This is a genomic window from Streptomyces sp. NBRC 110611 (assembly GCF_001590865.1).
Classification (GTDB): domain Bacteria; phylum Actinomycetota; class Actinomycetes; order Streptomycetales; family Streptomycetaceae; genus Streptomyces.
Genome location: NZ_BBUY01000020.1, coordinates 58,096 through 83,601, shown reverse-complemented (window position 1 = coordinate 83,601; position 25,506 = coordinate 58,096). Strand labels below are relative to the sequence as shown.

At 68.6% G+C, this 25,506-nt stretch carries 26 protein-coding genes, 1 tRNA gene and 4 pseudogenes; 17 read left to right on the top strand and 14 right to left on the bottom strand.

Annotation, left to right across the window (positions count from 1 at the left end):
* A complete protein-coding gene (gene cutA / locus AZE13_RS28640; protein ID WP_066938261.1) occupies positions 1 to 327 on the bottom strand; it encodes a divalent-cation tolerance protein CutA in 327 nt (108 codons plus the stop codon).
* A gap of 347 nt (positions 328 to 674) precedes the next feature.
* Here cutA and AZE13_RS35945 point away from each other — a divergent pair, with 347 nt between their 5' ends.
* Together AZE13_RS35945 and AZE13_RS37180 are read left to right on the top strand one after the other, a co-directional pair.
* Positions 675 to 845, top strand: a complete 171-nt coding sequence (locus tag AZE13_RS35945) for a hypothetical protein (protein ID WP_258528040.1) — start codon at positions 675 to 677, stop codon at positions 843 to 845.
* 48 nt (positions 846 to 893) lie between these two features.
* Entirely contained in the window at positions 894 to 1,064 is a 171-nt protein-coding gene (locus tag AZE13_RS37180) for a helix-turn-helix domain-containing protein (protein WP_181690475.1), read from the top strand.
* 647 nt (positions 1,065 to 1,711) lie between these two features.
* Here the strand turns inward: AZE13_RS37180 and AZE13_RS28630 are convergent.
* The 4 genes and pseudogenes from AZE13_RS28630 to AZE13_RS28615 form a co-directional block, all read right to left on the bottom strand.
* Positions 1,712 to 2,037: pseudogene (locus AZE13_RS28630) on the bottom strand (transposase); the annotation flags it as partial.
* A 295-nt stretch (positions 2,038 to 2,332) separates the two neighbouring features.
* Complete coding sequence (locus AZE13_RS28625; RefSeq protein ID WP_258528039.1) at positions 2,333 to 3,445, bottom strand: ISAs1 family transposase; 1,113 nt, start codon at positions 3,443 to 3,445, stop codon at positions 2,333 to 2,335.
* Positions 3,446 to 4,033: 588 nt separating this feature from the next.
* A tRNA-Gly gene (locus tag AZE13_RS28620) sits at positions 4,034 to 4,104 on the bottom strand.
* A 258-nt stretch (positions 4,105 to 4,362) separates the two neighbouring features.
* Entirely contained in the window at positions 4,363 to 5,472 is a 1,110-nt protein-coding gene (locus AZE13_RS28615) for a tyrosine-type recombinase/integrase (protein ID WP_066938250.1), read from the bottom strand.
* A 491-nt stretch (positions 5,473 to 5,963) separates the two neighbouring features.
* On the opposite strand from AZE13_RS28615, the pseudogene AZE13_RS39565 reads away from it, so the two are divergent.
* Positions 5,964 to 6,322: pseudogene (locus AZE13_RS39565) on the top strand (IS5/IS1182 family transposase); the annotation flags it as partial.
* Here the strand turns inward: AZE13_RS39565 and AZE13_RS28610 are convergent.
* Positions 6,286 to 6,729, bottom strand: a complete 444-nt coding sequence (locus tag AZE13_RS28610; RefSeq protein WP_309302241.1) for a LysR substrate-binding domain-containing protein — start codon at positions 6,727 to 6,729, stop codon at positions 6,286 to 6,288. The pseudogene AZE13_RS39565 and the gene AZE13_RS28610 sit on opposite strands and share 37 nt — an antisense overlap.
* On the opposite strand from AZE13_RS28610, the pseudogene AZE13_RS28605 reads away from it, so the two are divergent.
* The 5 genes and pseudogenes from AZE13_RS28605 to AZE13_RS38495 all read left to right on the top strand — a co-directional run.
* Positions 6,676 to 7,104 (top strand): annotated as a pseudogene (locus AZE13_RS28605) (LysR family transcriptional regulator); the annotation flags it as partial. The gene AZE13_RS28610 and the pseudogene AZE13_RS28605 sit on opposite strands and share 54 nt — an antisense overlap.
* Before the next feature lie 13 nt (positions 7,105 to 7,117).
* Complete coding sequence (locus AZE13_RS28600) at positions 7,118 to 7,651, top strand: maleylpyruvate isomerase N-terminal domain-containing protein (protein ID WP_066938248.1); 534 nt, start codon at positions 7,118 to 7,120, stop codon at positions 7,649 to 7,651.
* 5 nt (positions 7,652 to 7,656) lie between these two features.
* Positions 7,657 to 8,142 (top strand): DUF1772 domain-containing protein, encoded by a 486-nt coding sequence (locus AZE13_RS28595; protein ID WP_066938316.1) that lies wholly within the window; start codon positions 7,657 to 7,659, stop codon positions 8,140 to 8,142.
* Positions 8,143 to 8,331: 189 nt separating this feature from the next.
* A complete protein-coding gene (locus AZE13_RS39335) occupies positions 8,332 to 8,553 on the top strand; it encodes a hypothetical protein (protein ID WP_066938245.1) in 222 nt (73 codons plus the stop codon).
* Between the two features lie 33 nt (positions 8,554 to 8,586).
* Positions 8,587 to 8,718 carry a hypothetical protein gene (locus AZE13_RS38495; protein WP_258528038.1) on the top strand — a complete coding sequence of 44 codons (132 nt, stop codon included), beginning with the start codon at positions 8,587 to 8,589 and terminating at the stop codon, positions 8,716 to 8,718.
* A gap of 150 nt (positions 8,719 to 8,868) precedes the next feature.
* On the opposite strand, the pseudogene AZE13_RS38490 reads toward AZE13_RS38495, so the two are convergent.
* Positions 8,869 to 9,093, bottom strand: a pseudogene (locus AZE13_RS38490) (helix-turn-helix domain-containing protein); the annotation flags it as partial.
* A gap of 330 nt (positions 9,094 to 9,423) precedes the next feature.
* Here AZE13_RS38490 and AZE13_RS28585 point away from each other — a divergent pair.
* Positions 9,424 to 9,984: a CchlQ gene (locus AZE13_RS28585; protein ID WP_066938243.1), complete on the top strand. Its 561-nt coding sequence runs from the start codon at positions 9,424 to 9,426 to the stop codon at positions 9,982 to 9,984.
* A gap of 341 nt (positions 9,985 to 10,325) precedes the next feature.
* Entirely contained in the window at positions 10,326 to 10,700 is a 375-nt protein-coding gene (locus tag AZE13_RS28580) for a nuclear transport factor 2 family protein (RefSeq protein ID WP_066938240.1), read from the top strand.
* A 516-nt stretch (positions 10,701 to 11,216) separates the two neighbouring features.
* On the opposite strand, the gene AZE13_RS35940 is transcribed toward AZE13_RS28580, so the two are convergent.
* From AZE13_RS35940 to AZE13_RS28570, 3 genes are all read right to left on the bottom strand, one after another.
* Complete coding sequence (locus AZE13_RS35940) at positions 11,217 to 12,782, bottom strand: glycoside hydrolase family 15 protein (protein ID WP_066938237.1); 1,566 nt, start codon at positions 12,780 to 12,782, stop codon at positions 11,217 to 11,219.
* Positions 12,679 to 12,891 carry a hypothetical protein gene (locus AZE13_RS39120; protein ID WP_309302243.1) on the bottom strand — a complete coding sequence of 71 codons (213 nt, stop codon included), beginning with the start codon at positions 12,889 to 12,891 and terminating at the stop codon, positions 12,679 to 12,681. Before AZE13_RS39120 ends, AZE13_RS35940 begins: the two co-directional genes overlap by 104 nt.
* 301 nt (positions 12,892 to 13,192) lie before the next feature.
* Positions 13,193 to 13,780 carry a TetR/AcrR family transcriptional regulator gene (locus AZE13_RS28570; protein ID WP_066938235.1) on the bottom strand — a complete coding sequence of 196 codons (588 nt, stop codon included), beginning with the start codon at positions 13,778 to 13,780 and terminating at the stop codon, positions 13,193 to 13,195.
* Between the two features lie 79 nt (positions 13,781 to 13,859).
* On the opposite strand from AZE13_RS28570, the gene AZE13_RS28565 reads away from it, so the two are divergent.
* Together AZE13_RS28565 and AZE13_RS28560 are read left to right on the top strand one after the other, a co-directional pair.
* A complete protein-coding gene (locus AZE13_RS28565; protein WP_066938232.1) occupies positions 13,860 to 15,059 on the top strand; it encodes an FAD-dependent monooxygenase in 1,200 nt (399 codons plus the stop codon).
* Positions 15,060 to 15,284: 225 nt separating this feature from the next.
* Positions 15,285 to 15,728: a carboxymuconolactone decarboxylase family protein gene (locus AZE13_RS28560; protein ID WP_220127612.1), complete on the top strand. Its 444-nt coding sequence runs from the start codon at positions 15,285 to 15,287 to the stop codon at positions 15,726 to 15,728.
* A gap of 544 nt (positions 15,729 to 16,272) precedes the next feature.
* Here the strand turns inward: AZE13_RS28560 and AZE13_RS28555 are convergent.
* From AZE13_RS28555 to AZE13_RS28545, 4 genes are all read right to left on the bottom strand, one after another.
* The gene (locus AZE13_RS28555; protein WP_079124461.1) at positions 16,273 to 16,872 is read right to left on the bottom strand and encodes a DUF1707 domain-containing protein; all 600 of its coding nucleotides are present in this window, start codon (positions 16,870 to 16,872) and stop codon (positions 16,273 to 16,275) included.
* Positions 16,873 to 16,952: 80 nt separating this feature from the next.
* A complete protein-coding gene (locus AZE13_RS28550; protein ID WP_066938227.1) occupies positions 16,953 to 17,990 on the bottom strand; it encodes an SDR family oxidoreductase in 1,038 nt (345 codons plus the stop codon).
* 498 nt (positions 17,991 to 18,488) lie between these two features.
* Entirely contained in the window at positions 18,489 to 18,923 is a 435-nt protein-coding gene (locus AZE13_RS37170) for a hypothetical protein (RefSeq protein ID WP_181690474.1), read from the bottom strand.
* Positions 18,924 to 18,980: 57 nt separating this feature from the next.
* The gene (locus AZE13_RS28545; protein WP_066938225.1) at positions 18,981 to 20,207 is read right to left on the bottom strand and encodes an MFS transporter; all 1,227 of its coding nucleotides are present in this window, start codon (positions 20,205 to 20,207) and stop codon (positions 18,981 to 18,983) included.
* A 72-nt stretch (positions 20,208 to 20,279) separates the two neighbouring features.
* Between AZE13_RS28545 and AZE13_RS28540 the strand changes: the two genes are divergently transcribed.
* The 5 genes from AZE13_RS28540 to AZE13_RS28520 all read left to right on the top strand — a co-directional run bounded on the left by AZE13_RS28540 (position 20,280) and on the right by AZE13_RS28520 (position 25,505).
* The gene (locus AZE13_RS28540) at positions 20,280 to 21,035 is read left to right on the top strand and encodes a DeoR/GlpR family DNA-binding transcription regulator (RefSeq protein WP_066938222.1); all 756 of its coding nucleotides are present in this window, start codon (positions 20,280 to 20,282) and stop codon (positions 21,033 to 21,035) included.
* Between the two features lie 256 nt (positions 21,036 to 21,291).
* On the top strand, positions 21,292 to 21,864 hold the full coding sequence (locus AZE13_RS28535) for a hypothetical protein (protein WP_066938219.1): 573 nt from the start codon (positions 21,292 to 21,294) through the stop codon (positions 21,862 to 21,864).
* A gap of 42 nt (positions 21,865 to 21,906) precedes the next feature.
* A complete protein-coding gene (locus AZE13_RS28530; RefSeq protein WP_066938216.1) occupies positions 21,907 to 23,124 on the top strand; it encodes an MAB_1171c family putative transporter in 1,218 nt (405 codons plus the stop codon).
* Positions 23,121 to 24,122, top strand: coding sequence for an aldo/keto reductase (locus AZE13_RS28525; RefSeq protein ID WP_066938213.1), 1,002 nt, complete (start codon positions 23,121 to 23,123; stop codon positions 24,120 to 24,122). Before AZE13_RS28530 ends, AZE13_RS28525 begins: the two co-directional genes overlap by 4 nt.
* Positions 24,123 to 24,437: 315 nt before the next feature.
* On the top strand, positions 24,438 to 25,505 hold the full coding sequence (locus tag AZE13_RS28520) for a mechanosensitive ion channel family protein (RefSeq protein ID WP_066938212.1): 1,068 nt from the start codon (positions 24,438 to 24,440) through the stop codon (positions 25,503 to 25,505).
* Position 25,506: the final 1 nt, after the last annotated feature.

Below are 25,506 nucleotides of genomic sequence, written 5' to 3'. Positions count from 1 at the left end.
CTACTGCGCTGCCGACTCGTCGACCACCCACGACAGATATGCCTCAGACCCGCCGGTGACCGGGAGGGTGATCCACTCCGGCACCTCGTAGCTGTGCTCCCTGGCCACCCACGCTTCAAGTTCCGGAAGTCGGTCCGTGGTCGTCTTGTACGAGATACGCCATTCTGTGTCGGTCTCGATGGCACCCTTCCAACGGTAGACCGCTGTGAACGGCTGGTCGATGTGGGCGCAGGCCGCCAATCGGCTCTCAACCGCCCCGCACGCCAGCGCCTTCGCTTGGTCCTCGTCGTCGATGGTCGTCTGCGCAATCACAATCTCGCTCGCCATGCAACGTCCTCTCCTGGTCGGGTACTGCGACCCTACCTAGTCGAATCCAAGACCTCGACGCCCTCCTGTTAGATCGGGAACCTTAGCGAAGGGGTCGGAGAGCCCTTCGCGCACCGGCCCACCTCCTCCACTCCTCGTCGTATCGGCTGGTGTCCTGCCCGACCGCCCAGGGCGGAGGGGGACTGGGCGCGAGCGGAACATAGCCGACGATCGTCGGTTGGCCAAACCGGCGATCCTGCGGACCATTGAATTTGCCAGGGGATTCCGATGCATCCCGATGATTCCTCTTGTCAGGAGTCAAGTAGCTTGCAATAGATGAATCACCCATCAGAGCTGGATATGCCCTCGTGGAGAAGGGCGCGGGAGCCTCGGCGAACCAGCGTTCCTACAACCTGACGTCCTCCACGATGCGCGCGGCTGTCGTCGACGGCGTACTCGCAGTGAGTCCCTGCCGCAACATCGACCTGCCCGCCATCGGGGCGGGCGCGGCGCTCGGAGCGTGTGAACAACTACTTTGAGAATTATGGCGGTTAGAAAGCAGGATTGACTTGGTGGAACCGATACTCATGAGCGCACGGGAGACGGCTGAGATGCTGAACATGTCACTGACATGGGTCTATCGGGATGCGCCAAAGATGGGCCTCAAAGGTTACAAGTTGGGCAGGGGGCGGAACGCGAAGATCCAGTTTGACAAGACGGACGTACTTAAGTGGCTGGATCAGCAGAAACTGCTGTGACGGTTTCACCCAGTTCGTGATCGCTAGCCTGTTGCGCTATGACGATCGTGGAGTGCTTGGCCCCGGTTGAGTTGTGTGACCTGTTGCAGGCCGTGGTGCCAGTGTTTCTGACACGTCCGCAGGGCGGTCCGCCACGGAGGACGGGCGAGCGGTGCTCTCCGTGGCGGGGGATGACCAGGCGATCGGGGGGATGAGGCGGTCGTTGACGGTTCGACGGAGATCAGCCGGTTGGTGAGGACGACCGAGGTCTGGCCGGTGCTCGGCCTGACGTTCAGGGTCGCGTAGGCACCGGGGGCCGGCGCCGTGGTGCCCGGCGATGTCCTTGGGCAGGGCCAGTACCCATCTGAGGCCCATCTGACCGCGGGGCACCCTCCGGCTCGGTCTGCGGCGCAAGCACCTCACAGACAATCGGGTCGGACAGCAGCGGGACCAGCCGAGGCCGAAGCAGACGAGATCGGCCACGGTGGTTTCCGGGAGGAATGTCAGACTCTGCAGGGCATCGCAGGCGAAGTCGGCCTCCAGTAGCCCCCTCCCGTCGGCGCGGAGGCGTTGCCCCAGTGTCCCTTGCGGACCGGGCTTTGGGGAACCGGGAGTGGCCCGGGTGCGTAGTGCCTGAACCACTCGGGGGCGCTGACGCCGGCCAGCCAGTCCAGCCCGAGGGCGTACTCGACGTCGATCCTTGCCCGCACCGCATCCGTGGCCTGCCGGTCGGCGAGCCCTTCCGCGAACTGCAGCACCAGCACGAGTGCAAGCCACTCTGGTGGCCAAGCAGGCTTGCCCGTCGCAGGGAACGAGTCCGCGAACTCCTCGTCGAGAAACAACGCCCCAGCTCGTCGCGGATCCTGATCGCCAAACTCCCTCATGCGAAGGCCGCCCGCGCCAGCCGAACCGTCTCCGCCGGGATTTCCCCGGACTCCTCCGGTTGCATCGACCGACACCCTCTCCATACGACAACGTCGGCCTTCAAGACCATAACCAGGTCTTGAAGGCCGACGTCACGCACGGGCCCGCATTCGCCAACAGCGTCCCTGTCGCTGGGAGAGGGCCACACTTACTCGCGAAACACGGCCCAGCTGCAGCGGATTGTCGTGTCGTACCCGTCAGGTACACGTGATGGTGAACGGCGGAACGGCGCCGCTGTCCGTGTGTGTACTGCCCACGGAACTTGTGCTCATCGTGGTGCTGCTCTCGGTGATGACCGGAGGCGGGCCAGCGCTCATGGAGCCGGAGCCAGGGTCCTTTGCATGGAGAGGATCTGTCCGGTTTTGTCAGGCCGTGATGGCCCGGCCGAGTGCCGTGATCGGGCGGGTGAAGTCGCGGGCGGTATGGCGTGTGGCGGCGGCGATGTTGTGGCGGCCGTCTTGGCGGTGGATGCTGATGGCGAGGTTGCGCAGGGACGCCATCGCCCGGGGTAGCCGGCCGGTGCGGATCTTGGAGTCGTCCTCGCGGAACGTGCGGTCGCGGACGTGGTGGAGGAGGTTCTCGATGCCCCAGTGCCCCCTGATCCAAGTGGCGAGTTGAGCACCGGAGACGGCGCCGGGCGGCAGGCTGGTGATCAGGTAGACGCGCTCGACGGTGAGCTTCCTGCTGGTCATCTCGCGGCGCCAGCGCACCACCTGGAGGGCCTGTCGGGCGCCGGGGTAGTCGAGGTGTTTGAACGTCACCGCCTTCAATCGGCGGATCTCCACGCGGTGGTGAGCGCGGGTTCGGTCCTTGTGCTCCAGAGGGATCTGGCTCCAGGGCAGACTCTTGATCCGTTTGTGCAGGTGGGGGTGGTTGGCCTTGACGACTGCTATGTAGTGGGCGCCGTGTTCACGCAGATAGGTGCCGTGGTGGTGCTGGGTGTGCAGGGCGTCGGCTGTGATCACCGTGTTGTCCAGGTCGAGGGTGTCCAGCAGCGGGGCGAACCCCGGTATCTCGTTGCTCTTGTCGGCGACCTGACGCTGGGCGAGGACGGTGCCGGTGTGGTCCATCGCGGCCAGCAGCACAACCGCCGGATGTTGAGGGGTGCGGGAACCGCGCAGGGTCTTGCCGTCCACCGCGATCGCCCGCAGCGGCGAGGCGTCCGCGATGCCGGCACCGGTCCGGCGGGCGGCGAGGAAGGCGCCGATGGCCGCGTCCAGCAGGTCGCCGTCGACCAGGGACAGTACACGGCGGATGGTGGGCCAGTGGGGCACGGCGACGGTGCCGGTCAGCGGATCGGCCGAGAAGCCCAGCGCGTGCAGGGCCCACCCGGGAGCGTCCGCGATCCATTCGCCGACAGCGGCCAGCGAGCGGGCGCCGGCCAGCACGCTCGCCGCCGCGGCGGCCACCAGCACGGGCAGTGGGTAGCGGAGCCCGCGCGGATCGCGCGGGTCGGGGATGACTGCGAGGTACGACAACAGATCGACCGCGCAAGGCAGCGGTGCTGCACCGCAAAGGCGGGCCAGTCGATCCAACGCGCAGGACATGGGGGAAGATGTGGTGGCAGGCACGGACTCACTCGGCGTTCATGGGATTCGACACCCACATGATCACCGCGGCCGTGCCTGCACTCTTTCCCCGCCCCCTCGACCATGAATCGCACATGACGACACAACATCGACGTCACGGACGAACCCGATCATCCCGCCACCTTGCAAAGGCCCCTGGAGCCGGAGCCCATGCTGTTGAACGAGCCGGCAGCGCTACCTCCGGGCGGTTGCCACTGCCCGTCAGAGTGCCGTTGAGGAAAAACATACTGTAGCCGACGCACATCAACCTCCTGTAGCGGATCGGTGAATTCCCCGCTCGAAGATTGTGGACGGGCCGCCTACATCCAGTCAGATGGCCGAAGAGGCGCGTCGGTGTGTCGGCCTGGCGCAGAGCGGCCCACACCACTGAAGATCAGTGCCCTGTGCGCTGCGACGAAGACCGGAAGCTGGCCCCGGGTAACCCGGGGCAGGAGTGACCGCGTCTGGGCCTTGGTGTCCAGGTGGAGGCGCTGTATACGGTCCCGGCTGGGACCGAACCAGTGCCCTCCGCCCGGAAGGCGGATGCGCTACCGCTGTGCTACGGGATCAGTCGCTCAACTCACGTGCGTCAACCCGAAGGGGAACGGGCGTCGACCCGAAGGAGAACGGGGCTCGGGGGAGCTGACGGGAGCGGTGCTCACACGCCTACACGTCGAACGCTGGAGTTCGCGGCGTGGGGTCTGCTGTCATCAATTGGGAATAGTGAGTAGCAGCAAGCCCCCTGATGGATCGACATGATGATGAGTGTCTTCCCGTCAGGGGGCTTTTGTGCTTCTGGCTACCGGCCACCCATGGCCATATGTTGGTTAGGCCGCTAGTTCCATATCGAGAAGTTTGGCAGCAGAGCTGACGGAGCCGGGCATGAGGTGCCTGTAGACCTTGAATGTGACCTCAATGGACTTGTGGCCCATCCATTCCGCCACGTCAGTGATCGGGATATGCTTAGTCAGGCAGTTAGAGGCGAAGAAGTGGCGCATCGAGTACAGGCGCAGATTCTCGGGAAGATTCGCCTTCTTCTTGAGCTTCAGCCACTGATGAGAGAGCGTATCGCTTCCCATGTAGTTCCCCCTGTTGGTCCGGATCAGATAGCCCTTCTCGTCCGTACCATGCTTTTCGGCATAGGCCAGGATGGCGGCCTTCACGGTGGCTGGAAGCGGAACCTCACGGAAATCCCCCTCATCGCGATGCTTGAGCGGTGCCGGAACTCGCTTCTTGTTGTCTATCTGCTCCGTGACCCGATACACGTCATCGGCCACGATGTTGTTTATGTTGACCGCGCATGCTTCGGAAGTTCTGAGGCCGCAGCCGCTCATGACTTCGATGATCAATGCCAGAGCATCGCCCGCTTCAGCGATAGCGCGCTTACGCTCTTCTCTGGTCGGAATGATGACCCTGGGCGGCTTGTACTCGGGAGCAACGACACCCTTCAGAGGGTTGCCGGCAGTGGCTCCCTGGTTCTCTGCTGACTTGAGGACACTGCGGAGAGTCGTGAACGAGCGAGACAGGATGCTGTCAGTGACACCCTCTTCTCGCTCAAGATCCTGAATGAACTTCTCCACAACCTTCGGCGTGAAGGTGTTGATTCGGCGGCTGCCTATCCGGGGTATCAGCCAGATCTCCAGGGAGGGCTTCACGACCCTCTTCGATCCGTCTACGAGATGCCGTTGGGCCTTGAACCAGTCGTCAGCGAACTCCTTGAAGGTCTGCTGGCCCAGTTCCCTCCTCTGGTCGATCACGTCGGCCGGAGTGGTGCGCTTCTCGTTGTAGAGGGCGATCAGGCGGTTCTTCGCCTTGTCCTGATTCGCGTAGCCGCTCTCCTCGCGCTGCGTGCCAGAAGCGTCCCGGTAGCGGATGGTGTAGTCGTGCGGACACTTGGTTGGGCGGGCGCAGTTGCAGGTCTTGAAGAAGCTCCCCATGCCTCGGGCAAGGGTGCTGTTGTTGCTGACCAAGGGGACTCACTTCGGTCTGATGCTGGCGTTTTGCTGACCAGGCAAGTGCGTAATCTCCCCTGACCTGCGAACTCTCCAGTTTATCAGGCGATGCGGGATCGCCCGAGTCGGGCACAGGCGGGACCGAGGTTGGCCGCATGACCAGCGTCTTCCCAGGTCATGCGGTTAACCTCGGTTCACGGCGAGGTGCAGGTTCGATCACGTCCGGCCGCCTCGGAGCGTACCGATGCCGAGTCGTTGCCGAGTATCCTTATGCTGATCACCGCCATCCGCGGATGCCTCATCGCGGAATCGGCGTCGGGCTGACGCGACATCGAAGCCTTGGCGTCGATGCCATCTTGACCACGGCACCCGATATCCCGTGCACATCAGTCATGTTGCGCACTCCGCGCAAGCGTCTCTTCGGCGACGGGAAGGGAACCCAGCGTCTCCGTCGACTCCTTCTATCCGATGCCGCAGCCGGCGCCGACAACGACATCGGCTGGATGGAATCGGTGGCCTCCACCGTCGTCCGTTCCCACCAACACGGTGCTGGAGAGTGAAAAGGGGGCGTAGTTGGCGGAGCGGGCCCGTCGATCACGCACTCGGACGCTCCCGCGGAGGACTCTTGGCTCCGACCGTCAGCGCGGGTCAGGCCGGTGACGCTCTGGCCTTTGAGTTGGTGGCCTTTGAGTTGGTCATGGCTCGCATCCGCGTGCCTCACTGCATCAATCGTCTCAAGCAATGGCGCGGCCTGGCCATGCGAACCGACAAACTCGCCCTCGCCTATCAGGCCGCACTTCACCTCGCCGCCATTCTCATCTGGGCACGACGATGACCAGGAACGGAGGAAGCGTAGGAATCGGGCGGCTTGGGAATGGCTTCGCGTAGGCGGTCGAGGAGAACCCGGGCCGCGGGGCTCGAAGGGCCCCTGGCCTGCCAGGCGAGCGCGATGCGGGCACGCATCTCGGGCGGGCCGATCCGCAGGGTGCGAAGCTGTCCGTCGAGGGGGGACTCGTCCTCGCCGGCAGGTAGCACGGCAATGCCCAGGCCCCGCGCGGCAAGCTGCGAGAGCACGTGTGGGGCTGCCGCCTCGAAGGCAACCCGGGGCCGGAATCCTGCCTGCGCACAGCCACGTTCGAGCGCCGCGCGCACCCCGGTACCGCGCGGCAGGCAGATCAGCGGCGCTAGTTCGTCTGTGTCGTCGAGGAGGGCGGTTTCACACGAGCCGCCGCCCGGCTGCATCTGGCCCAGCCCGGCCTCAGTGCCCAGATCCGCCAGCTGGAGAAGGAGCTGGGTCAGCCCCTGCTCGACCGCTCCGGCCGGTCGGTGACGCCGACCGAGGTGGGCCGGGCGGTCCTGCCGTACGCCCGGGCCGCACTGGCCGCGGCGGAGTCGGTGCGGCAGACGGTCGATGCGTACACGGGGCTGCTGCGCGGCCGGGTCACGCTCGGACTGGTCTCCGGCGCCACTGGCCACGCCTTCGGCATCGCAGCTTTACTCGCGGACTTCCACGACGCCCACCCCTCGGTGGAGGTGGCCCTCACCGAGGACACCACGGAGCGGATGCAGGCCGCGCTCCTGGCCGGCGAGCTCGACATCGCCGTCCTCGGAACGGCGCAGGCTTGAGCACATGCAGAACGCGACAGCCCGCAGAGGCAAGAGTGTTGACGTCAGGGCAGCGATCGCGGCGGAACGCCGAGAACTGGCCGACCTGTTTGACACTTTGCGAACCGACCAGTGGAACGAGCAGAGCCTCTGCGTGGGATGGCGCGTTCGCGACGTGGCGGCGCACATGTCGATGGGGTTCCGACTCTCCTTGCCCGCGATACTCGGTCAGTTGACCAAGGCGCGCGGAAACCTTCACCGCATGACCGATCGGGTCGCGCGCAGGGATTCGGCCGCCCATTCCAGTACCACGCTCGCCGCCTTCCTGCGGGACAACGCCCACCATCCCTGGACACCACCCGTCGGCGGGCTCACGGCGGCGCTCGGCCACGGAGTGCAGCTGTGCGCCGAGGACCTCGACTGGTCGTACGGCTCTGGTTCGCCCATGTTCGGCGCCGCCCAGGACCTCCTGCTGCTGGCCTACGGCCGCAGACTTCCGGACGGCCGGCTACGAGGAGAACCGAGCAGCCGTTTCACCCGACCGGCCAAGGACGCATGAACCAGATGCGCACTCGCCTCCTCCTGGGCCTGTCCCTGCTCTCCACCGGTCTGCTCGCCGGAGCCTTCGGCTACGGCGCCGCCAACCTCGTCCCCACCTTCAACGCCGTGCCGATCGACATGAGACTCGACTTCCACACCGACCTGATGAAGATGAACGGGATCACCATGCAGGCGGCGATGGCGGTCTCGGCTCTCAGCACCCTCGCCCTGGCCGCCCTGACACGCGAACGGACCCGAGTCCTCGCGGCCACGGCAGGACTCCTAACCGTCGCGTCCTTCCTGATCACCCGGTTCGGGAACGTCCCGATCAACGGCCGTATCAAGCAGTGGGCCGCCACCACGCCGCCAGCCGACCATGCGAAGATCCTCAGCCGCTGGAAACTGTTCAACGAAGCGCGTACCTGCACCTGCACTGCCGTAGCTGCGTTCGCCATCCTGATCTGTGTCGCCCTGCGCCAGGCAAGCAGGCGAGCGACCGAGCAGCACTGAACTCACCGCGGTCACGCATGAGAGGTGCGATCCGTGCCACACCACATTGGTCACCGTTCATCAGGTGCGGCTGCTCGACTGGCGATCCTTCAAGGTGACACGGCCTAGATGAATGAGTTCAAGAGGTACCGTCGCGGTCAGTGATCGAAGTCAACCAGTGATCGTTTGTCGGGTTGGCCGGTCCGGCCGGTGAGCCAGATTGCCGGCGGTCAGCGCGAGGATGCGGGACAGGGCCCGGGCGGCGACTCCGGCGGGACTCTTGCCGCCGTGTCGTTCCAGGTCGAGCTGGCTCTTGAGGGTCTGGTTGATCGACTCGATGGTCTGCCGCAGCGGCTTGAACAGGTGCGCTCCGGCCCACGCGGGCTCGCCCTTGCGGGCCGGTCGCAGCAGGGCCAGTGCGACGCGCAGTAGCCGTACTCGGCCCAGCCGGCCAGGTCCGAACGCTTGGCTGTCTCGAATGTTCTGGGCATCGCCGACATACTCAACGTCCCCGCCGAGCAGTACGAGCAGGACGCGCTGATCCTCATCGGCCCGCTGCAGGATTACGTGTCCCAGCTCCTGCTCGACGACTTCTAGCAGGTGACTGGGTCACCCTGCACAATGACCTGGCCGCCTATGTGGCGGATGTCGCAATTCGCGAGCACGGCGCGACATGGAAGGTCCTGGACGACGAGACCTCGCCCCGCAGCTTCCGCTACGCCATCGAAGGCACAGCACACGATTGCCGAGTTCCAGCGCGGCTGCCCGCACCACGCGGGAGTCCTCGGTCCGCCGGCCCTGCTCCAGGCGGCTCACCTTGGACTGGTGGTAGCCCAGCGCGGCAGCGAGGTCCGTCTGGGTGCGGTTCGCCAGCACCCATGCCCGCCGGATCACTTCACCGATCCTTTCCCCAGCTCTCAACTCCGTTCGAGCAGGGGAGCCCCCAATCGCCTCGTCGTATGCATCGGCCATCTGCGCCACGGCCCTTCCGCTGTCGACGAACCTGTGGGGTTCTGGCTCGCTTTCCGTGGAGGGTTGACTGAGTGTGATGTCAGTGGTGTGTGGTGGTGGCCGGACTCTGCTGCCGTGACCTGCTGGTGTCTCCCACCTGCACGGTCGGACCCGGCCATCGGGCATGATCTGCGGGACGGGACGACGCGAGGCACCCGGAGGACTGACAGATCGGGCCTCAACCCTCTCTTGACCGCGGCGGGTTGGGGTTCGTAGAAGGACCATTGCGGAGCCGACGAAGACGGTAACGGGGGGCGCTCCCTCCCGGAACATCGACTGGGGGGACACGGTATGGAGTGGGGAACGCTGGTCGCCACACTGGGCGGCGGCCTGATCGCGATAGGGGGCACGGTGCTGGCCGACCGCTTGCGTACCCGCCAGGAACACCGCCGCGGCCTTCAGGGGCGCCGCCGGGATGTCTACACGGAGTTCATCGTGGCGGCGGGCGCGGCCCACACCGAACTGCGCCGCCTCGCTCAGAACGGCGCCGAGGCGATCGACCTGGAGGAAGCAAGCCGCTCGGCGCTGACGGACGCCCGCATTTACGAGGTGCGCGAGCGCCTCTTCCTCGACGCCAGCGCCCGGATCGCGGGCAAGGGCCAGACCATGTTCGAACACCTCCGCGCCCTCCGAAAGGCGGTCGCCGCGGGCGCCGGCACCTCGACCCCCGCGTTCCACGACATCTACCACCCCTACCTGGACGCCGTCTGGGCCTACCGCGAGGCCGTCCGCGACGAGCTGGAGGGCCACGTCCTCACCCCGGCCGACTTCGGCTGGTCCGCGTGGGACGGCCGCGAGCGTTGCCCGCACTGCAGGGTGCCCAGGGCGGACACGGTGTCCGGGCAGTACTGACCTCGCCCCGGCCACGATCGGCTGGAACAGCAACTCCTCCAGCCGGAGCACCATCTCTGTCGGACGGCAGGAGCGGCCTCCAACCATCACACACGGTGCACGCTTCACGGAAAGTGAGCCAGAACCGGGACTCATCGACAACCGATGCCCCGCTCTCACCGTACGCAGCCGAGCCCTCCCCGGGACCAGGTGCCGGCGGGGCGGCATCCGGCGGGGTTCGCTCTCGGGTCCGCCGGACGCACCTGACCCGTGGCCCCTTCAGGTGAACCCGCGGTCGGCGGGGAAGCCCCGGGGCGGTTCGTCGAGCCTCAGGTGGCCCGTACCGTGGCAGGGTCAGCGGCATGACGCACCAGCTCCGCGCCTACATCGATGCGTGGCGACGCCACGACGTGGACGGAGTGCTGGCCACACTCACCGGCGACTGCGTGGTCATCGAGTCCTACGGTCCGGTCTACCGTGGCCGGCCACGGGTCGAGCAGTGGATGCGTGCCTGGTTCGGTGCCGGCGGTGCGGTCGACGGCTGGGAGATCAGCACACAGGCGGCGGCCGGCGACACCCTGATCGCCGAATGGGCCTTCTCCTACACCTGGCAGGGCAGGGCGATCGGGTTCGAGGGAGCGACGATCGCCAGACTCCGCGCAGAGCGGATCGCCTATCTTCGGGAGTACGCGACCACGGCCCCGCTCTACGACTGGACGGGCACCTGGCGCGACTGACGGCACGATGCCCGAGCCCACCGCGGCGGCAGCGGCGGGCCATCTCCTTCGTGCGCGTTTCGTCCACATCGCCCGCAGCTTCACCAGCCTCACCGCTCCTGACTCCTCCTGTGGCGCCCGGCAAACCCGAACTGCTCGGCCGTCTCGTCGAGCACCTCGGGGACCAGGACCAAGAAGGGGAGCGGGGCGGGCAGTTAGTCGTCGCCCGCGGAGCCCTGGCCTGCGCCAGATGGCGTGGACAGCGGGCAGGCCCCGGCGCCGGGCCTCGGCTCTCCGTGGGCGGGTATTCGTCGCGGTCGAGCTGGCCCAGGCGGTTGCCCTGCCCGCCCTGTTCCGCCGGCAGCCGGTGGCATGATGGCTACGAGGTTCCCTGCGGACATCGGCTTCCGCCTACGTACTCCGGGACGCCAGCAGTCCCTTTCCGGCTGACGCCGGCTGCCGTGGCGTCGACGCGCCTGTCGGCCAATCGGGCTACGCACGGCCCTGGCTTCGGGGTGGGGCGGGCGGCCGGGCGGATCAGCTGTCCGTCCAGGGGCCGGCGAGACGTACCGCGCACTCCAGTATCAGCGCGTGGACGAACGCCTGCGGAAGATTGCCGCGCAGTTGCCGTTGGGCGACGTCGTACTCCTCGGCGAACAGGCCCGTCGGGCCGCAGACGCCACGGTTGCGCTCGAACCACCGGAACGCGGCCACCTCCCGGCCCTGCTGGTGCTCGGCGAGCGCGGTGACGAAACCGCACAGCAGAAACGCGCCTTCGGCCTCCCCCAGTGGACGGTCGCCGTGGCGGAAGCGGTAGGCGAAGTGCTCGTCCGCCAGCTCCGCCACGTAGGCGTCCAGGGTGGCGACCGAGCGCGGATCGCCGGCGGGCAGCGCGCCCCGGATCGCCGGCAGGAGCAGGGCACCGTCCAGTCCGGTATCTCCGGGCGCGCGCTGCCACCGCCCGGAGGGGTGCAGGCTGTCCGCACAGGTCTCCTCGACGAGGCCGGCGGCGAGCGCTGTCCACGCCTCGGACCGCTGTGCCGCCGCGCCGCTGCGGACGTAGGCCCGGAGGCCGGCGGCGCAGATCAGGCGGCTGTGTGCCCATCTGCGCGGTGCCAGCTCCCAGATGCCGGCGTCGGGGTCGTGGCGTCGCAGGCCGATCGCCTCGGCGGCGACCACCGCGCTCGCCGGCCGTCCGCGTCCAGCCGGTCGTGCCGGGCGGCCGCGGCCAGTAGCAGCAACGTCTCGCCGAAGACGTCGAGTTGGAACTGTTCGTTGACCTGGTTCCCGACCCGGTCGAAGCCACCGGGGTAGCCCGGCAGGTCGAGCCCGGCGGGGGCTGGGAACGGGACGGCCGTCCATGCGGTAGGCGGGCATGAGCCGAGGACCGTCCTGGAGCAGCCGCGTGCTCACGAACCGGACGGCATCGTCCAGCAGCGCAGGCACCCCCGCTGCGGCCACCGCCTGGCCGGCGTAGCACTGGTCGCGGATCCGCACATAGCGGTAGTCGTAGTCACGGCCCTCCGCGGCCTGCTCCGGGAGACTGGTCGTCGCCGCCGCGACCATCCCCCCGGAACCGCCCGTCAGCCCGCGGAGCACCGCGACGGCGTGCCGTGCGTCCGTCGGCGCGACGTGTGCCAGGTCCGGGACCGCCCGCCGCCAGGCGCCTTCCGTCGCCCGCCAGCAGGCGTCCGGATCGGGCGGGGCATCGGGGAGCGGGCGGTCCCCCAGTTCCAGCACCAGGTCGTGGTGCGTTCCGGCCTCGACGGTCAGCTCCATGGCCAGGCGGCATCCGCCCGGCCCGGTCGGCTGGGCCGTCTCCGCTCCCGACCAGCGCATACACAGGTCACCGACACGGCCGTACCAGAGGCCGCCGGGGCCGCACACCGCCTCGCGCAGCGGATGAGCGTCGAAACCAGCAGCGGGCGCCAGCACGACCGACAGGCGCGTGGTGACGTCCCGGGCGATGATGCGGCGCAGCATCACCGCGCGCCTCTGCTCACCGGGAAAGGCCAGTGCCTCGCGGCACTCCACGATGCCGTCGTCGGTGACCCAGCAGCTGCGCCAGATGAGGGTTCCGGGCTCGTAATGACCGCCCCACACGAAGCGGCCGACGGGCGTGACGACGTAACTGTTCGATCCCGTCCCGGGCGAAGACGGTGCTCCGGCCCCCGGTCGCGTTGTCGCGAACGACCAGAAACGAGGAGACCAGAGTTACCCCGTCGCGGTGCCGGCCCTCCGTAAAGCGGTGGGTCCGTCACGAAGGACTCGGTCAGCGCATCGAAGCGACGGTCCACGTCCACGTAGAGCGGATGGCTCCGGTGCGGCTGGACGAACGGGGACTCCGGCAAGTGGATCAGCTCACCCGTGCCGGGCAGGAATGAGAACTGGCCGTAGCGGCGCAGTCGGCATAAGGCCGGCCGTGACCGCCGACGCCCCGGCGGCCGGGCTGTAGTGCATCGTCGGCCCGCGTCCGACGCTCCACGGCGCTCGTTGAGCAAGGAACTCAAGGATCAGGGATGCTGCGGTCCGGTGCAGGTGTGGATCAGGCTGAGCAGGGTTCGGCGCAGCTGCTCGGGGGTGAGCCGGTGTGGGGTTGCCGCGGTCAGCTGGTTGAAGAGTATGCCGTCAAGGAAGGACACGAACGCGTTCGCCTGTGCCGCGGGGTCGGGTGCGCCCGCGGCGGCGAGCATGTTCTCGGCCAGGGCCCGGTGGCGACTGCCCGCAGTGTGTAGGGCGGCACGCAGGCCGGGGCGGCGGGGCGCTTCCAGCGCCAGCTCGTAGCGGGCGAGCATGCGCTCGCGTCCCGCGGTGGTCCAGTGCTCGACGAGCCCCGCAGCAGCCTCGGCGATCTGGGTGGTGCTCGCGGGCCCGGTGAGGGCGGGGCGCTCGTCGATCTCGGTGATGTCCAGTTCGGCCAGCCGCTCGACGGCGGCCTGGAGGAGCTCTTGGCGCGTGCGGAAGTAGTACGAGCACGAGCCCGCCGGGACTTCGGCGGTTTGGTCGACCGCGCGGTGGGTGAGTCCGCGCATGCCGGAATGGGCCAGAGTGCTGATCGCCGCGTCGGTCAACCGTTGCCGCCGGAGCGTGGTTGGGGTCACTGGTTTCCTTCCTCGTCTGAACCTCTGCCTCTACAAGTGTAGAGTTATCGGCGTCCACTACAGATGTAGAGGGGTTCTGATGGGCAGGACAAGGCACGTCGGCGGTGCCGGGAAAGGCTCCGCGCTCGTGGTCGGCGGCGGGATCGGCGGCCTGGCCACCGGCCTTGCGCTGACGCGGCGCGGCTGGCAGGTGAAGGTGCTGGAGCGCGCCGCCACCTTCGACGAGGTGGGAGCAGGACTCTCGCTATGGCCCAACGGATTGCGCGCACTGGACGTGCTGGGCGTGGGAGACCGCGTCCGCGAGCAGGCCCTGGTCGAGGCCCGGGCCGGCATTCGGAACAGGTCCGGCCGTTGGCTGGCGCGGACCGACACCCAAGAGCTGGCCAGGCGATTCGGCCCTGTGGTGATGATTCACCGGGCTCGGCTGTTCGACGTCCTGCGGACGGCCCTTCCGGCGGGCGCGCTGTGCGCGAACGCCAGGGTCGCCAGAGTCGGCCTGCGTGAGCGACGGGTCGAGGTCGAGCACGACACCGGCGTCTCGCAGGCTGATCTGCTGGTGGCCGCCGACGGAATCGACTCCACCGTGCGGCGCTCCCTGTGGCCGCAGGCCTCGGCGCCGCGGTACGCCGGGTACACCGCATGGCGCCTCGTCGTCGACACAGGCCGACGGCTGTCAGCCGGAGGTGAGAGCTGGGGACGTGGTGAGCGAGTGGGGATCGCTCCGCTCGCGGACGGCCGCACCTACCTCTTTTGCGTCGCCAACGCCCCCGAAGGGCAGCGCAGCGCCGACAGCGAACTGGCCGAGATACGTCGACGCTTCGGACGTTGGCACGACCCGATTCCGCAATTGCTCGCGGCCGCCGACGAGAACGCGGTGCTGCGCCACGACATCTATGAGCTGCCGCCGCTGGCCAGTTTCGTCACCGGGCGCGCCGCGCTGCTCGGCGACGCCGCGCACGCCATGACCCCCAACCTGGGCCAGGGGGCCAACCAGGCGCTGGAGGACGCGGTCACGCTGGCTGTGCTCCTGGACGCATCCCCCGACGTGGAGTCCGCGCTGGCCGCCTACGACCGGCATCGACGCCCCCGCACCCAGCTGATCGCCCGTCGCTCCCACCGGATCGGCGTCACCGCGCAATGGCGCTCAGCGCCCGCCACCACCTTGCGCGACCTGACGCTCCGCCGAACTCCCGGTTCGGCCATGCTCCACGCGCTCACTCCGATCCTCAGCTGGCAGTCGCCCGACCGCGACCACCTCATCGCGGCTCACGTCGGCTGAGATCCGCAGAGGCGACGACGCACAAGGGACGGCAGTCGAACAGAGCTCACACAGGGCGGATATCCCCGAAGCTGCCCCTGTCACGCCCTCTGCTGACCACCCGGGAGGAACGCTCAGTACCTGTAGTTCCGCCCCGGCAGGGCGCAAGACGGGGCAAAGTCACCCCCAAGATTCAGTTATCAGCTATCACCTGTCACGAATGAGGAGAAAGCCATGCAAGCAAGGATGGCCGACGTGTACCGCCTCGCAGGCGGCGGCTACCAGGCGTTGGCCGCGATGGAACAGTTCCTGCAAGGCAGCGGCGTTCCCCGCCACATCCTGGAACTCGTCAGACTGCGTACCGGCCAGATCAACGGGTGTGCCACCTGCGTGGATCTGCATGCGCACCGGTCCCATGAGGCAGGCGAAAGCAACGAGCGGCTGTGGGCCGTGGCGGCCTGGCGCGAGGCCCCGTACTTCACCGACCAGGAACGTGCGGCCCTGGCGCTGACCGAGGCGGCCACCCGCATCGCCGACAACCCCGACGGCGTGCCCGACGAGATCTGGGAGCAGGCTGCCAAGCACTTCGACGAGTCGAGTCTGGCGGCCTTGGTGATGGCCATCGCCTCGGCGAACGCGTGGAACCGCATCAACGTCACCACCCGACGGACTGCAGGCTCCTACCGTTGAACCAGTCACGGTGAGGCAGTAAAGCCCACGATTGAGGCTTGTTGCCGTACCCCGGCAGGTACGCGCCGGGGTACGCCGACAAGCTGCCGCGACCAGCCCTCGGCGGCCTGCACGACTGGACTCCTCAGCGGGGCAGATCGCGAGGTACGCGACCACGACCACGGTCTGGAGTGCGGTGACGAAGGACAAGACGATGCGGGCGCGGCAGGGGCCGTGCGGCTCCAGGGGCAGAACCGGTGTCGTCTGGCCACGGTATCGCCCGGCCGCGCTGTCGGGGCCGCTCTCGGTGAACCCTCCTGTACGAACGCGGCCCCAGGCCCGGTGCCGGACGGTGTGGTCCTGCCCGGGATGCCTGAACGGGTGGTCAGTTGCCGGAGGGGAGACCGGTAGCGGGTGTTCACGAATGGGCCTGCCCTGCGGCGAAATGGGCTTCCGGAGATCCTTTCCCGTCGGGAGGTCGATCGTTCCCCGCTTGGCCTCGGAGCGCGTGTCGGCGTTCGGTACAACGGGGACAGTGTTGGGGAACCGGCCGCGCGAGCGTGGGCTACCGCCTCCGGCGGGGTTGTTTGATCTTGATGCGGCCGGCTCGCGGGTGTCCGACGATCGTGAGTGTCGGGGAGGTCGGATCCGCCGGTGCGGTGGCCTTGTTGCTGATGTGAGCGGTATTGGTGCTCGCCCCGTCGACCCGCACCGCCCAGCCCTGTGGGACGATCAACTGAATGCTGCCCGTTCCGCAACGCGCCTCGACGGTGACGTCACGGTGCACACAGGTCGCCTCGGTGAAGTCGATCACGATGCTCAGCATTTTGCATTCGGCGGTGATCCTCCGGGGAACTGTCCACCGGCCATTCTGCTTGATGTTGCTCAGGCTGGTCTTGAGGACCAGCGGTTCCGCGTCAGTGCCAGGACGCGAGCCGGAGGGCCGCTCCTGCAGCAGGTCGGCCACCAGGACGTCGAGTTCGCCAAATGTCTTCGCGGCGTAAGCCCGATCGATCCTCTCCTCCAGCTCGGCAAGGTCGATTCGGCCTTCCCCTGCGGCGACCCGCAGCTGCTCTGCTACTGCCTCCCGGTCGGCATGCCCTGCCCGAGGCTCCACGATGCCGTGCGACGTCGTCAGCGCTGGCCCCTGCTCCCCATCCATCATGGTGTGACTGTAACCGCACGGGCGGACGAGTTGCCCATGTGGTGGTGGGGCGCCCCGTCGCAGAGGCCAGGTCACTCTCGCTACTCGATGCGGTGTTGTCCCGCGGAAGGCAAGAGTCTTGTTCGTGAGCGCCGCAGAGCCAGTGCCCACAGGGCCCCTGCTGCCAGGGCTCCTGCGGTGAGAGCCGGGTGGCGGGCGAGTGCTGCCTGCGCGGAGTGGGGTCTGGCCTGTGAGTCGAAGATGCCGTGGGCTCCGTAATCCCGGCCGTCAGGGCCGTCCGCAGGTTGCCACAAATTCGTGGCCCGGTCGCTGGTGGGTGCTTCGTCGGTCTGCTGGGAGTCATAGCCGGTTCGGGCGAGGTAACGGTCGAGCAGACCTGGTGCGATGGCGTTGGCCCAGATCGTCGCGGCGGTGGAAGCGCCGACGTAGTACTGCTTGCGGTGCGGATGGTCAGCTGCGTAGGCGATGGCGTGAGCCGCCACTTCGGGTTGGTAGATCGGCGGTACCGGCTGCGGGTGCCTGGGCAGACGAGAGAGCACCCACGAGAACTGCGGCGTATTGACGGCCGGCATCTGGACCATGGTGATGTGTACGTCGCTCTCCTGGTGAAGAAGCTCGGTGCGTACGGCGGAAGTGAATCCTTGGACGGCGTGTTTGGCTCCGCAGTATGCGGATTGCAGCGGTACGGAGCGATGGCCGAGGGCCGAGCCGACCTGCACCACCGTCCCCGCGTTGCGGGGCAGCATCCGGCGCAAGGCGGCGCGGGTACCGTACACGTATCCCAGGTACGTGACTTCGGTGACCCGCTGGAATTCCGCCGGTGCGATGTCGGTGAACGGCGCGAAGACGGAGGTGCATGCGCAGTTGATCCAGACGTCGATGGCACCGAACTCCGCTTGGGCCGCTTCCGCCGCTGCCTCCACCTGGTCGTGGCGAGCCATGTCGGTGGGGAGCACGAGCGCCCGGGCGCCGGCCTGTTCGATCTCTGCGGCAACGGCGTCGAGACCGGTGTGGCCGCGGGCGAGGAGAGCGATGTTGGCGCGCCGTTCGGCGAAGAGACGGGCGGTGGCGCGGCCGATCCCGGCACTCGCTCCCGTGATGACCAGGGTCTGTGTCATGTGCGTAATCCTTCTTGTTCATCTGGCGCAGCTGGCCGCCCACTGGCTGGAGCCGAACAGCATTGCCTGACTGATTGGTGCGGGGGCACAGCCGCCGTACGAGTGGTGCTCAGCCGACCCGGTGGGAGTCGGCGTCGTGGTCCGCAAGGTCAGTCCGTGTCCCGACGCGCCGTCGACGCCAGGTGTCACGCTTCCTCCGGCGGGATCGAGCGTGCCGCGGAAGAGCATGCGCTCGATACGGACGTGATCATGGAACCACTCCACGTGGCGCAGGTTGGGCACGGCTGCGGCGGCGTGCCGTGCAGCTTGGCGCCCAGTCACACTCTGCTGGCGCGGGGCCGCCGTCGGTCACCCCCCTGCGGGAACTCGCGGAACTCACAGCGCCGCCTCCGACTCTGGGGACTTGTTCGGCTGGTCCGTCGGCACGGATACGGCACCGCCGCACTCCAGGACCAGGACGGCAGTGGCGTCGTGCTCAGCGGTGATGGTGCCGAGACGCTATGGCCGATGCTGGCGGTGGCTGCGGCGGGAAGACGGGCGCAGTCTGGAAGGAGACATGCGTGTCGATCTTCGGAGTGCGTCATGATCGTGATCCTCGGCCTCATCCTCCTGGTGGCCGCGATCGTCGTCGGCGTGGCCGCAGTCGTCACTAACGCAGGCAGCGCCCACGAGCTCCCTCAAGCCTTTGTGGTCTTCGGCTACCACATCACCGGTTCCACCGGAGTGCTGTTCCTCGTTGGCGCCATCGTTGGCGCCGTCGGCATGCTCGGCCTGGGCCTGCTCCTGGGCGGGACGCGACGGGCCGTGCGCCGACAACATGCCGCGCGGCGGCAGCTGAAGGAAGCACGCCGTGCGGACGCTGCGGAGCTGATCACCGCCATCGGCGATGACTTTGGCGTCGCGGGGTTCGGACTTGTTCTCGCCGCCGTCCAATCCGACGGTGATGGGGCCGTGTTCGGCCTCGATGTCGTGCAGTTCGCGCAGGGATTGTCATCGGGTGGTGCCTTCGAGAGGGATGGATGGGGTGGAGTCGGTGGCGGTGGAGGGCGAGGGCTTGAGTATGTGGGCGGTGCAGGCGGTGATGATGCAGAAGGCCACCGGAAGCAAGAGTGTGAGGTTGAGCGGTACGAGATGGGTGAGTGGCCCGATGACGGCCGGGCCGGCGAGCATGCCGAGGTAGCCGAGGCCGGCGACCCGGGAGACGTTCGCCCCGGCGGTGCCCGGGTCGAGGTGGCCGGCGGCGCTGAACAGCTGGGGGATGCAGCCGGACAGTCCTGCTCCCGTGGCCGTCCATCCGATCAGGGCCAGCGGGGTGGTGGGGGCGACTGCGGCCAGGGTCAGGCCGACGGTGGCGAGAGCGGAGCCGTAGCGCAGGACCGCGGGGGGACCGTAGCGTCCGGCGAGGCGGTCGGTGAGCAGTCGGCCGGTCGTCATGGCGGTGGCGAACGCGCCGTAGGCGAAGGCGGCGGTGGCGACCGGTGCGCCGAGCACGCTCTTGAGGTGGAGCACGCTCCAGTCGTTGGCGACGCCCTCGCACAGCATGAGCATGAAGGCGAGTACGGCCAGGATCCAGACGCGGGAGGGTCCGCGTGATGTGGTGCGTCGCATCCTGGTGGCTCCGCTCTCGGCCGCACCCTCGGTCTCGTCGGGCGGAGTGGGGTCGTGGGGCAGCAGGGCCGGGACCGCCAGTGCGGTGAGGGCGAGGCCGCCCGCGGCGGTGATGCCGAGTGCGGTGGCGGGGCTCCAGCCGAGGCCGAGGGTGAGGGCGCCGGCCAGTGCGGCGAGCACACCGCCGACGGAGAACATCGCGTGGAAGGCCGACATCACGGGCCGTCCGTAGCCGCGTTCGACCTGGACGGCGTGGGTGTTCATGCTCACGTCGAGTACCCCGTTGCCCAGTCCGAGGACCAGCAGGGCCGTGCCCAGCCCCCATGCGTCGGTGGCGAGCCCCGGCAAGGGTACGGCACAGCTGCACAGTGCGGCGCCGAGAGGGACTGCCTTGCGGGGCCCGATCCGGTCCGTGAGCGGACCGGCGAGCCGCATCCCGGCGAAGGCACCGGCGCCCAGGAGCAGCAGCAGCCAGCCGAGCAGCGCGTGGCCGATGCCGGTGCGCTGCTCCACGACGGGGATGTGGACGATCCACATGCCCATGAGGAAGCCGTTGAGGGCGAAGTAGGCGAAGGTGGCGCCTCGTCCGAGCCGCAAGATTCTCTGCATGCGATCGAACGTAGCAAACAGAATTCATGTTCGTAAATTGCATTCCGAACATCTTTGATGTTCAATTTGAGGATGAGTGCAGAGCGACTGAAGCGGATCACCGACGCCGTACGCGAGCACGGCCGCAGCAGTGTGGCCGAGCTGGCGCAGCTCACCGGTGCCTCCGAGATGACCATCCGCCGCGATCTGGAGGTCCTCGCCGAACAGGGAGTCCTGGAGCGCTACCGTGGCGGCGCCCGGAGTCTGCTGCTACGGGGCGAGGAACCGCCCTTCGCGCTGAGAGCCCAGGAAGGTCTCGAGGTCAAGCGGCGGATCGCCGCCGAGGTGGCCGCGCTCGTCGCGGACGGCGAGTCGGTCGTCCTGGACGGCGGAACCACGTGCCTGGAGGTGGCCCGCCTCCTGGTGCACCGTCGGCTGACCGTCATGCCGCTGTCCCTGCATGCCGCCAACGCCCTTGCCGACGCAGCGCAGTTGACGCTGTTGCTGCCCGGCGGCCAGCCACGCCGCGGCGAACTGGCCCTGACCGGACCACTGACCGAGGCTTCGCTCGCCGCGCTGCGCTTCGACACCGCGATCCTCGGCTGCTGCGGGCTGACCGCCACCGACGGGCTCACCGCCTACGACCTGGCCGACGCCGCCGTCAAGCGCGCCGCGATGGCCTCGTCCCGCCGCGTCATCGCCGTCGCCGAGGCCGCCAAGCTCAGCCGCACCGCCCTGGCCCACGTCGCACCGGCCTCGGCGCTGCACGCCGTGGTCACCGACCAGGCCGCCCCCGCCGACGCGACCGACGCGCTGAGCGCCGCGGGCCTCACCGTACGAATGGCGTGACCACCCCATGACACATCCCCGCCGGCGGCGGTGTGCTCCTCTTCGACATGTTCGGCGTGATCGCCGCCCCTGCGTCCGTGGCGGCCACGCGTCCGGGGCGGCCACGCGTCCGGGGCGGCCGGTCCGGCTTCAGGGAGCCGCCCTCCATCGCGTACCTTGGGGCCGAGCCGTCAACAGCGGCTTCCGGGCTCCGAGGACGGCTACCATCGGCCTGCGGGGAGCGAAGACCGGTGGCGGGAAGGAGTGGGCATCAGCCGTGGCCTTACCCTCCAGGGCTCACAAGCAGCCCCGCAAGAAGAACCTCAAGTCCCTGCGACGGGCTTCGGAGGCGGTACTGACGCGCCTGGAGCTGCCCGACGGATGCAGTATCGCCACGCTGATGGAACGGCTCAGCGCGGACCGCGGCCGCCCGATCCGGCTCGTATCGATGCCCCTGGGCGCGAAGACTCCCTGCGGTATGTGGCTGGCGACGGACGCGTTCGACGTCATCGTCGTCGAGGCGGACACCAGCCGACTGCACCAGGACCACATCATCGCCCATGAGCTCGCGCACATGCTGTGCGACCACTGCGACTCCGCGGGATTCGACACGGCGGTGATGCAGCGTCTGCTGCCGGATCTGGATCCGCGGCGGGTGCGGGAGATGCTGGGGCGCGCCGCCTACTCCAGTGAGGAGGAACAGGAGGCGGAGACCGTCGCCTCGCTCATCCTCGAACGCGTCACCCGGCCGCCGGTGGAGTCGGTCTGGAACGTGCCGTCCGATGCCGCCGAGACGGTCGCCCGGATCGAGAACTCGCTGCGTCCGGGCTCCGGTTCCCATGGGCAGTAGTCCGCCCGCGCACCTTCGCCGCACCGGTCGGCGGGGCGTGTCATGACCGGTGTGAAGGCCGTCGTCTTCCCCGCGTGTGCCGTCCTGTGTGTACTGGCCCTGCTCTACCGGCTGCGCGACCTGCGCCATCAGCGGGACGATCCGGCGCTGTGCGCGCTGCTCATCGCGTTCTTCTTCAAGGGGATCTCCTTCACGCTCTCCACGCCCTCGGTCTCGCGGGCCGTGGACGCGCGTCTGGGCGTGGCCGATCTCGGGGCGCTCGGCATCCACCTCCTCGGCGGCGTCGCGTCCAGCGCGGCCTTCCTCACCGCGATCGTCTACTGGGTGTACCCGCCCGAAGTCGCCCGCCGGCGTGCTGTCGTGCGGCTGCTGGTCGCCGCCCTGTGCGCGGTGGCCATGCTCACCATGTGGGCGGCGGCGGGCGCGGAGGCACAGCAGCGCAGCGCGCACTATCTGCTGCAGAACGCGCACCGCCCGCTGGTCGCCGGGTATCTGCTGCTCTACGTCAGCGCGTTCGGCGCCGGAATGATCGAGATCATCCGGCTGTGCCTGCGCTACGGGCGGGTGGCCGGCCGGGAGTGGCTGCGAAGGGGCCTGTACTGCACGGCGATCGGGGCGAGCGCATGCCTCGTCTACTGCCTCAACCGGCTGTTGTCGCTGATCGCGGTGCAGTGCGGACTGGACCCGCTGGAATGGGAACTGCTGACGCCGGTGGCCAACGGCACCGGCATCTTCTTCCTGGTGGCGGGGCTCACCATGCCTTCCTGGGGACCGCAGGTCTCCCAGTGGCGCCGTCTGGTCCGCAACTTCGTCACCTACCAGCGGCTGCATCCCCTGTGGAGCGCCCTGTACGCGGCCGTGCCGGACATCGCGCTCAACCCCCGTCACGCCGGCCGCCTCGCCCGCTTCCTGCCCGGCGACATCAGCTACCGCCTCTACCGCAGGGTGATCGAGATCCAGGACGGTCTGCTCGCGCTGCGCCCGTACATGGACCCGGCCGTGGCCGCCGGCGCCCGCCGGTCGGCCGAGGAGGCCGGGCTGACGGGCGACCGGCTGGACGCCATGGTGCTGGCCGGCCTGCTGACGTCGGCGCTGCGCGCGAAGCACGACGACCGTCCGCCGGTCCAGGCGTCCGGGGCGCTCGGGCCGGAGACCGCACAGGACGGGGGATACCCCGAACTGGTCGCGTGGCTGCTGCACGTCGCCCGCGCCTACACCGCTGTTCGTTCCACGGAGGAGATGGAGGAGAAGGTTCGATGAAGTACCGCCGACTGGGTGTTGACGGCCCCGAGGTGTCCGCGATCGGCCTGGGCTGTATGGGTATGTCGATCGCCTACGGCACTCCGGACGAGGAGGAGTCCCAGCGCACGCTCGACCGCGCCCTGGAGACGGGCATCACCCTGTTGGACACCGCCGACGCCTATGGGCAGGGCGCCAACGAGGAGTTGGTCGGCCGCTGGCTGCGCCGGCATGCTCACGAGCGGGACCGGATGGTCGTGGCGACCAAATTCGGCCTCCGCCACGACGCGGCCACCGGCCGGGTCGACGCCGTCGACACCTCCGCCGACTACGTACCCCTCGCCTGCCGGGCCTCACTGCGCCGCCTGGGCACCACGCACATCGACCTCTACTACGTGCACCGCCGTGACCCCGGCACGCCCGTCGAGGAGACGGTCGGCGCCATGTCCCGGCTGGTGGAGGCCGGACTGGTGCGCCACATCGGACTGAGCGAGGTCAGCCCCGCCACGCTGCGCACGGCGCACGCCGTCCACCCGATCAGCGCGGTCCAGGTGGAGTACTCCCTCTTCACCCGTGGCGTGGTGGAGGGCGAACTGCTCGCCACCTGCCGGGAACTGGGCGTCGCCGTCGTGGCCTACTGCCCCCTCGGGCGCGGCATGCTCACCGGAGCCCTCTCCTCCCGCGACGAGCTGGCCCCGCAGGACAACCGCCGGCGCTGGCCGCGGTTCGCCGACGAGAACCTCCCGCACAACCTCGCGCTCGTACGGGCCGTACGCGACGTCGCCGAGCGGATCGGCTGCTCGCCCGCCCAGGCCGCGCTCGCCTGGCTGCTCGCGGAGGGCGACGACATCGTGCCCATCCCCGGCACCAAGCGCCGCCGCTACCTGGAGGAGAACGCCGCCGCCGTGGCACTGTCGCTGACCGAGGCCGACCGCGAACTGCTGCGGCAGGCCGTGCCGGAGGAGGCGGTGGCGGGCGACCGCTACCCGGAACAGGCCCTCAAGCGGCTGGGGCACTGAGACGCCGGGCCCGGCGGGCGGCGGGCACCGGGCGGCGCGGGCACCGGGCGGCGCGGGCACCGGCGCGGGGGCGGTGTGCGGGTGCGCCGTTGGCCGGGGGCGCCTGCCGCGTGCCGTACCGCGTGCGGCAGGATGGCGGATCGCGCCGGCGCGTCCGCGGATGCCCCGGCGCCTTCGTGGTTCTGGAGACGGACAAGGTGAATAGGTGACGAAGTATCACATCTGTTGTGTGGCGGAACGATTCTTCCCTGGTGTCTTCCCGGGCGTCTCCCAGGATGTCTTCCAGGAGGTCTTCCGGGGCATGGGAGGCGGCCGGTGAACCGCGCGCTGACGCTGCACGACGTGATCGTCGCCGGGGCCGCACTGGTCGCCGGCATCCTGGCCGGCCTGCTGTCGCGGGCGGCCTTGCGGCGGCTGGAGAGGTATGCGCGCAGGACGCGGTGGAGCGGGGACGATGTCATCGTCGACGCGCTGCGGACCGTGGTGCCCTGGGCGGCGATCTGTGGCGGTCTGGCGGTGGCGGCCGCGGCGCTGCCGCTGACGGCGACGGTCGGACGCACCGTCAACCGGACGCTGACCGTGCTGCTCATCCTGGTTGTCACGTTCTCCGCCGCCCGGGTCATCACCGGTCTGGTGCGGTCCCTGGCCCAGTCCCGGTCGGGGGTGGCCGGATCGGCCACCATATTCGCCAACATCACCCGCATCGTGGTGCTGGCGATGGGCCTGCTCGTCGTCCTGCAGACCCTGGGTATCTCCGTCGCCCCGCTGCTCACCGCGCTGGGGGTGGGCGGGCTCGCGGTCGCCCTCGCGCTGCAGGACACCCTCGCCAACCTCTTCGCGGGCGTGCACGTCCTCGCCTCGAAGACGGTGCAGCCGGGCGACTACATCCGGCTGAGCAGCGGCGAGGAGGGTTATGTCGTCGACATCAACTGGCGCAACACCGTGGTGCGCGAGCTCTCCAACAACCTGGTCATCGTCCCGAACGCCCAGCTGGCCGGCACCAACATGACCAACTTCACCCGGCCGGAACAGCAGTTGTCGGTCGTGGTGCAGGTGGGCGTCGGCTACGACAGCGACCTGGAACACGTCGAGCGGGTCACGTCCGAGGTCGTCACCAGTGTGATGACCGACGTCACCGGAGCCGTACCCGAGCATGAACCGGCCATCCGGTTCCATACCTTCGGAGACTCCCGGATCGGCTTCTCGGTGATTCTGGGGGTCGGCGAGTTCAGCGACCAGTACCGGATCAAGCACGAGTTCATCAAGCGCCTGCACCAGCGGTACCGGACCGAGGGCATCCGGATTCCCGCCCCGGCGCGCACGGTCGCGCTGCAGCAGCCCGAGGGCATCGCGATACCGCAGCAGCGCGGGACGGCGGTCTAGG

Bases quoted from the DNA above. Each gene is read 5' to 3' on its own strand.
- cutA (WP_066938261.1), bottom strand. From the start codon at position 327: ATGGCGAGCGAGATTGTGATTGCGCAGACGACCATCGACGACGAGGAC.
- AZE13_RS37180 (WP_181690475.1), top strand. From the start codon at position 894: ATGAGCGCACGGGAGACGGCTGAGATGCTGAACATGTCACTGACATGG.
- AZE13_RS28615 (WP_066938250.1), bottom strand. From the start codon at position 5,472: ATGGGGAGCTTCTTCAAGACCTGCAACTGCGCCCGCCCAACCAAGTGT.
- AZE13_RS28610 (WP_309302241.1), bottom strand. From the start codon at position 6,729: ATGCAGCCGGGCGGCGGCTCGTGTGAAACCGCCCTCCTCGACGACACA.
- AZE13_RS28600 (WP_066938248.1), top strand. From the start codon at position 7,118: ATGCAGAACGCGACAGCCCGCAGAGGCAAGAGTGTTGACGTCAGGGCA.
- AZE13_RS28595 (WP_066938316.1), top strand. From the start codon at position 7,657: ATGCGCACTCGCCTCCTCCTGGGCCTGTCCCTGCTCTCCACCGGTCTG.
- AZE13_RS28585 (WP_066938243.1), top strand. From the start codon at position 9,424: ATGGAGTGGGGAACGCTGGTCGCCACACTGGGCGGCGGCCTGATCGCG.
- AZE13_RS28580 (WP_066938240.1), top strand. From the start codon at position 10,326: ATGACGCACCAGCTCCGCGCCTACATCGATGCGTGGCGACGCCACGAC.
- AZE13_RS28565 (WP_066938232.1), top strand. From the start codon at position 13,860: ATGGGCAGGACAAGGCACGTCGGCGGTGCCGGGAAAGGCTCCGCGCTC.
- AZE13_RS28560 (WP_220127612.1), top strand. From the start codon at position 15,285: ATGGCCGACGTGTACCGCCTCGCAGGCGGCGGCTACCAGGCGTTGGCC.
- AZE13_RS28555 (WP_079124461.1), bottom strand. From the start codon at position 16,872: ATGATGGATGGGGAGCAGGGGCCAGCGCTGACGACGTCGCACGGCATC.
- AZE13_RS28550 (WP_066938227.1), bottom strand. From the start codon at position 17,990: ATGACACAGACCCTGGTCATCACGGGAGCGAGTGCCGGGATCGGCCGC.
- AZE13_RS28545 (WP_066938225.1), bottom strand. From the start codon at position 20,207: ATGCAGAGAATCTTGCGGCTCGGACGAGGCGCCACCTTCGCCTACTTC.
- AZE13_RS28540 (WP_066938222.1), top strand. From the start codon at position 20,280: ATGAGTGCAGAGCGACTGAAGCGGATCACCGACGCCGTACGCGAGCAC.
- AZE13_RS28530 (WP_066938216.1), top strand. From the start codon at position 21,907: ATGACCGGTGTGAAGGCCGTCGTCTTCCCCGCGTGTGCCGTCCTGTGT.
- AZE13_RS28525 (WP_066938213.1), top strand. From the start codon at position 23,121: ATGAAGTACCGCCGACTGGGTGTTGACGGCCCCGAGGTGTCCGCGATC.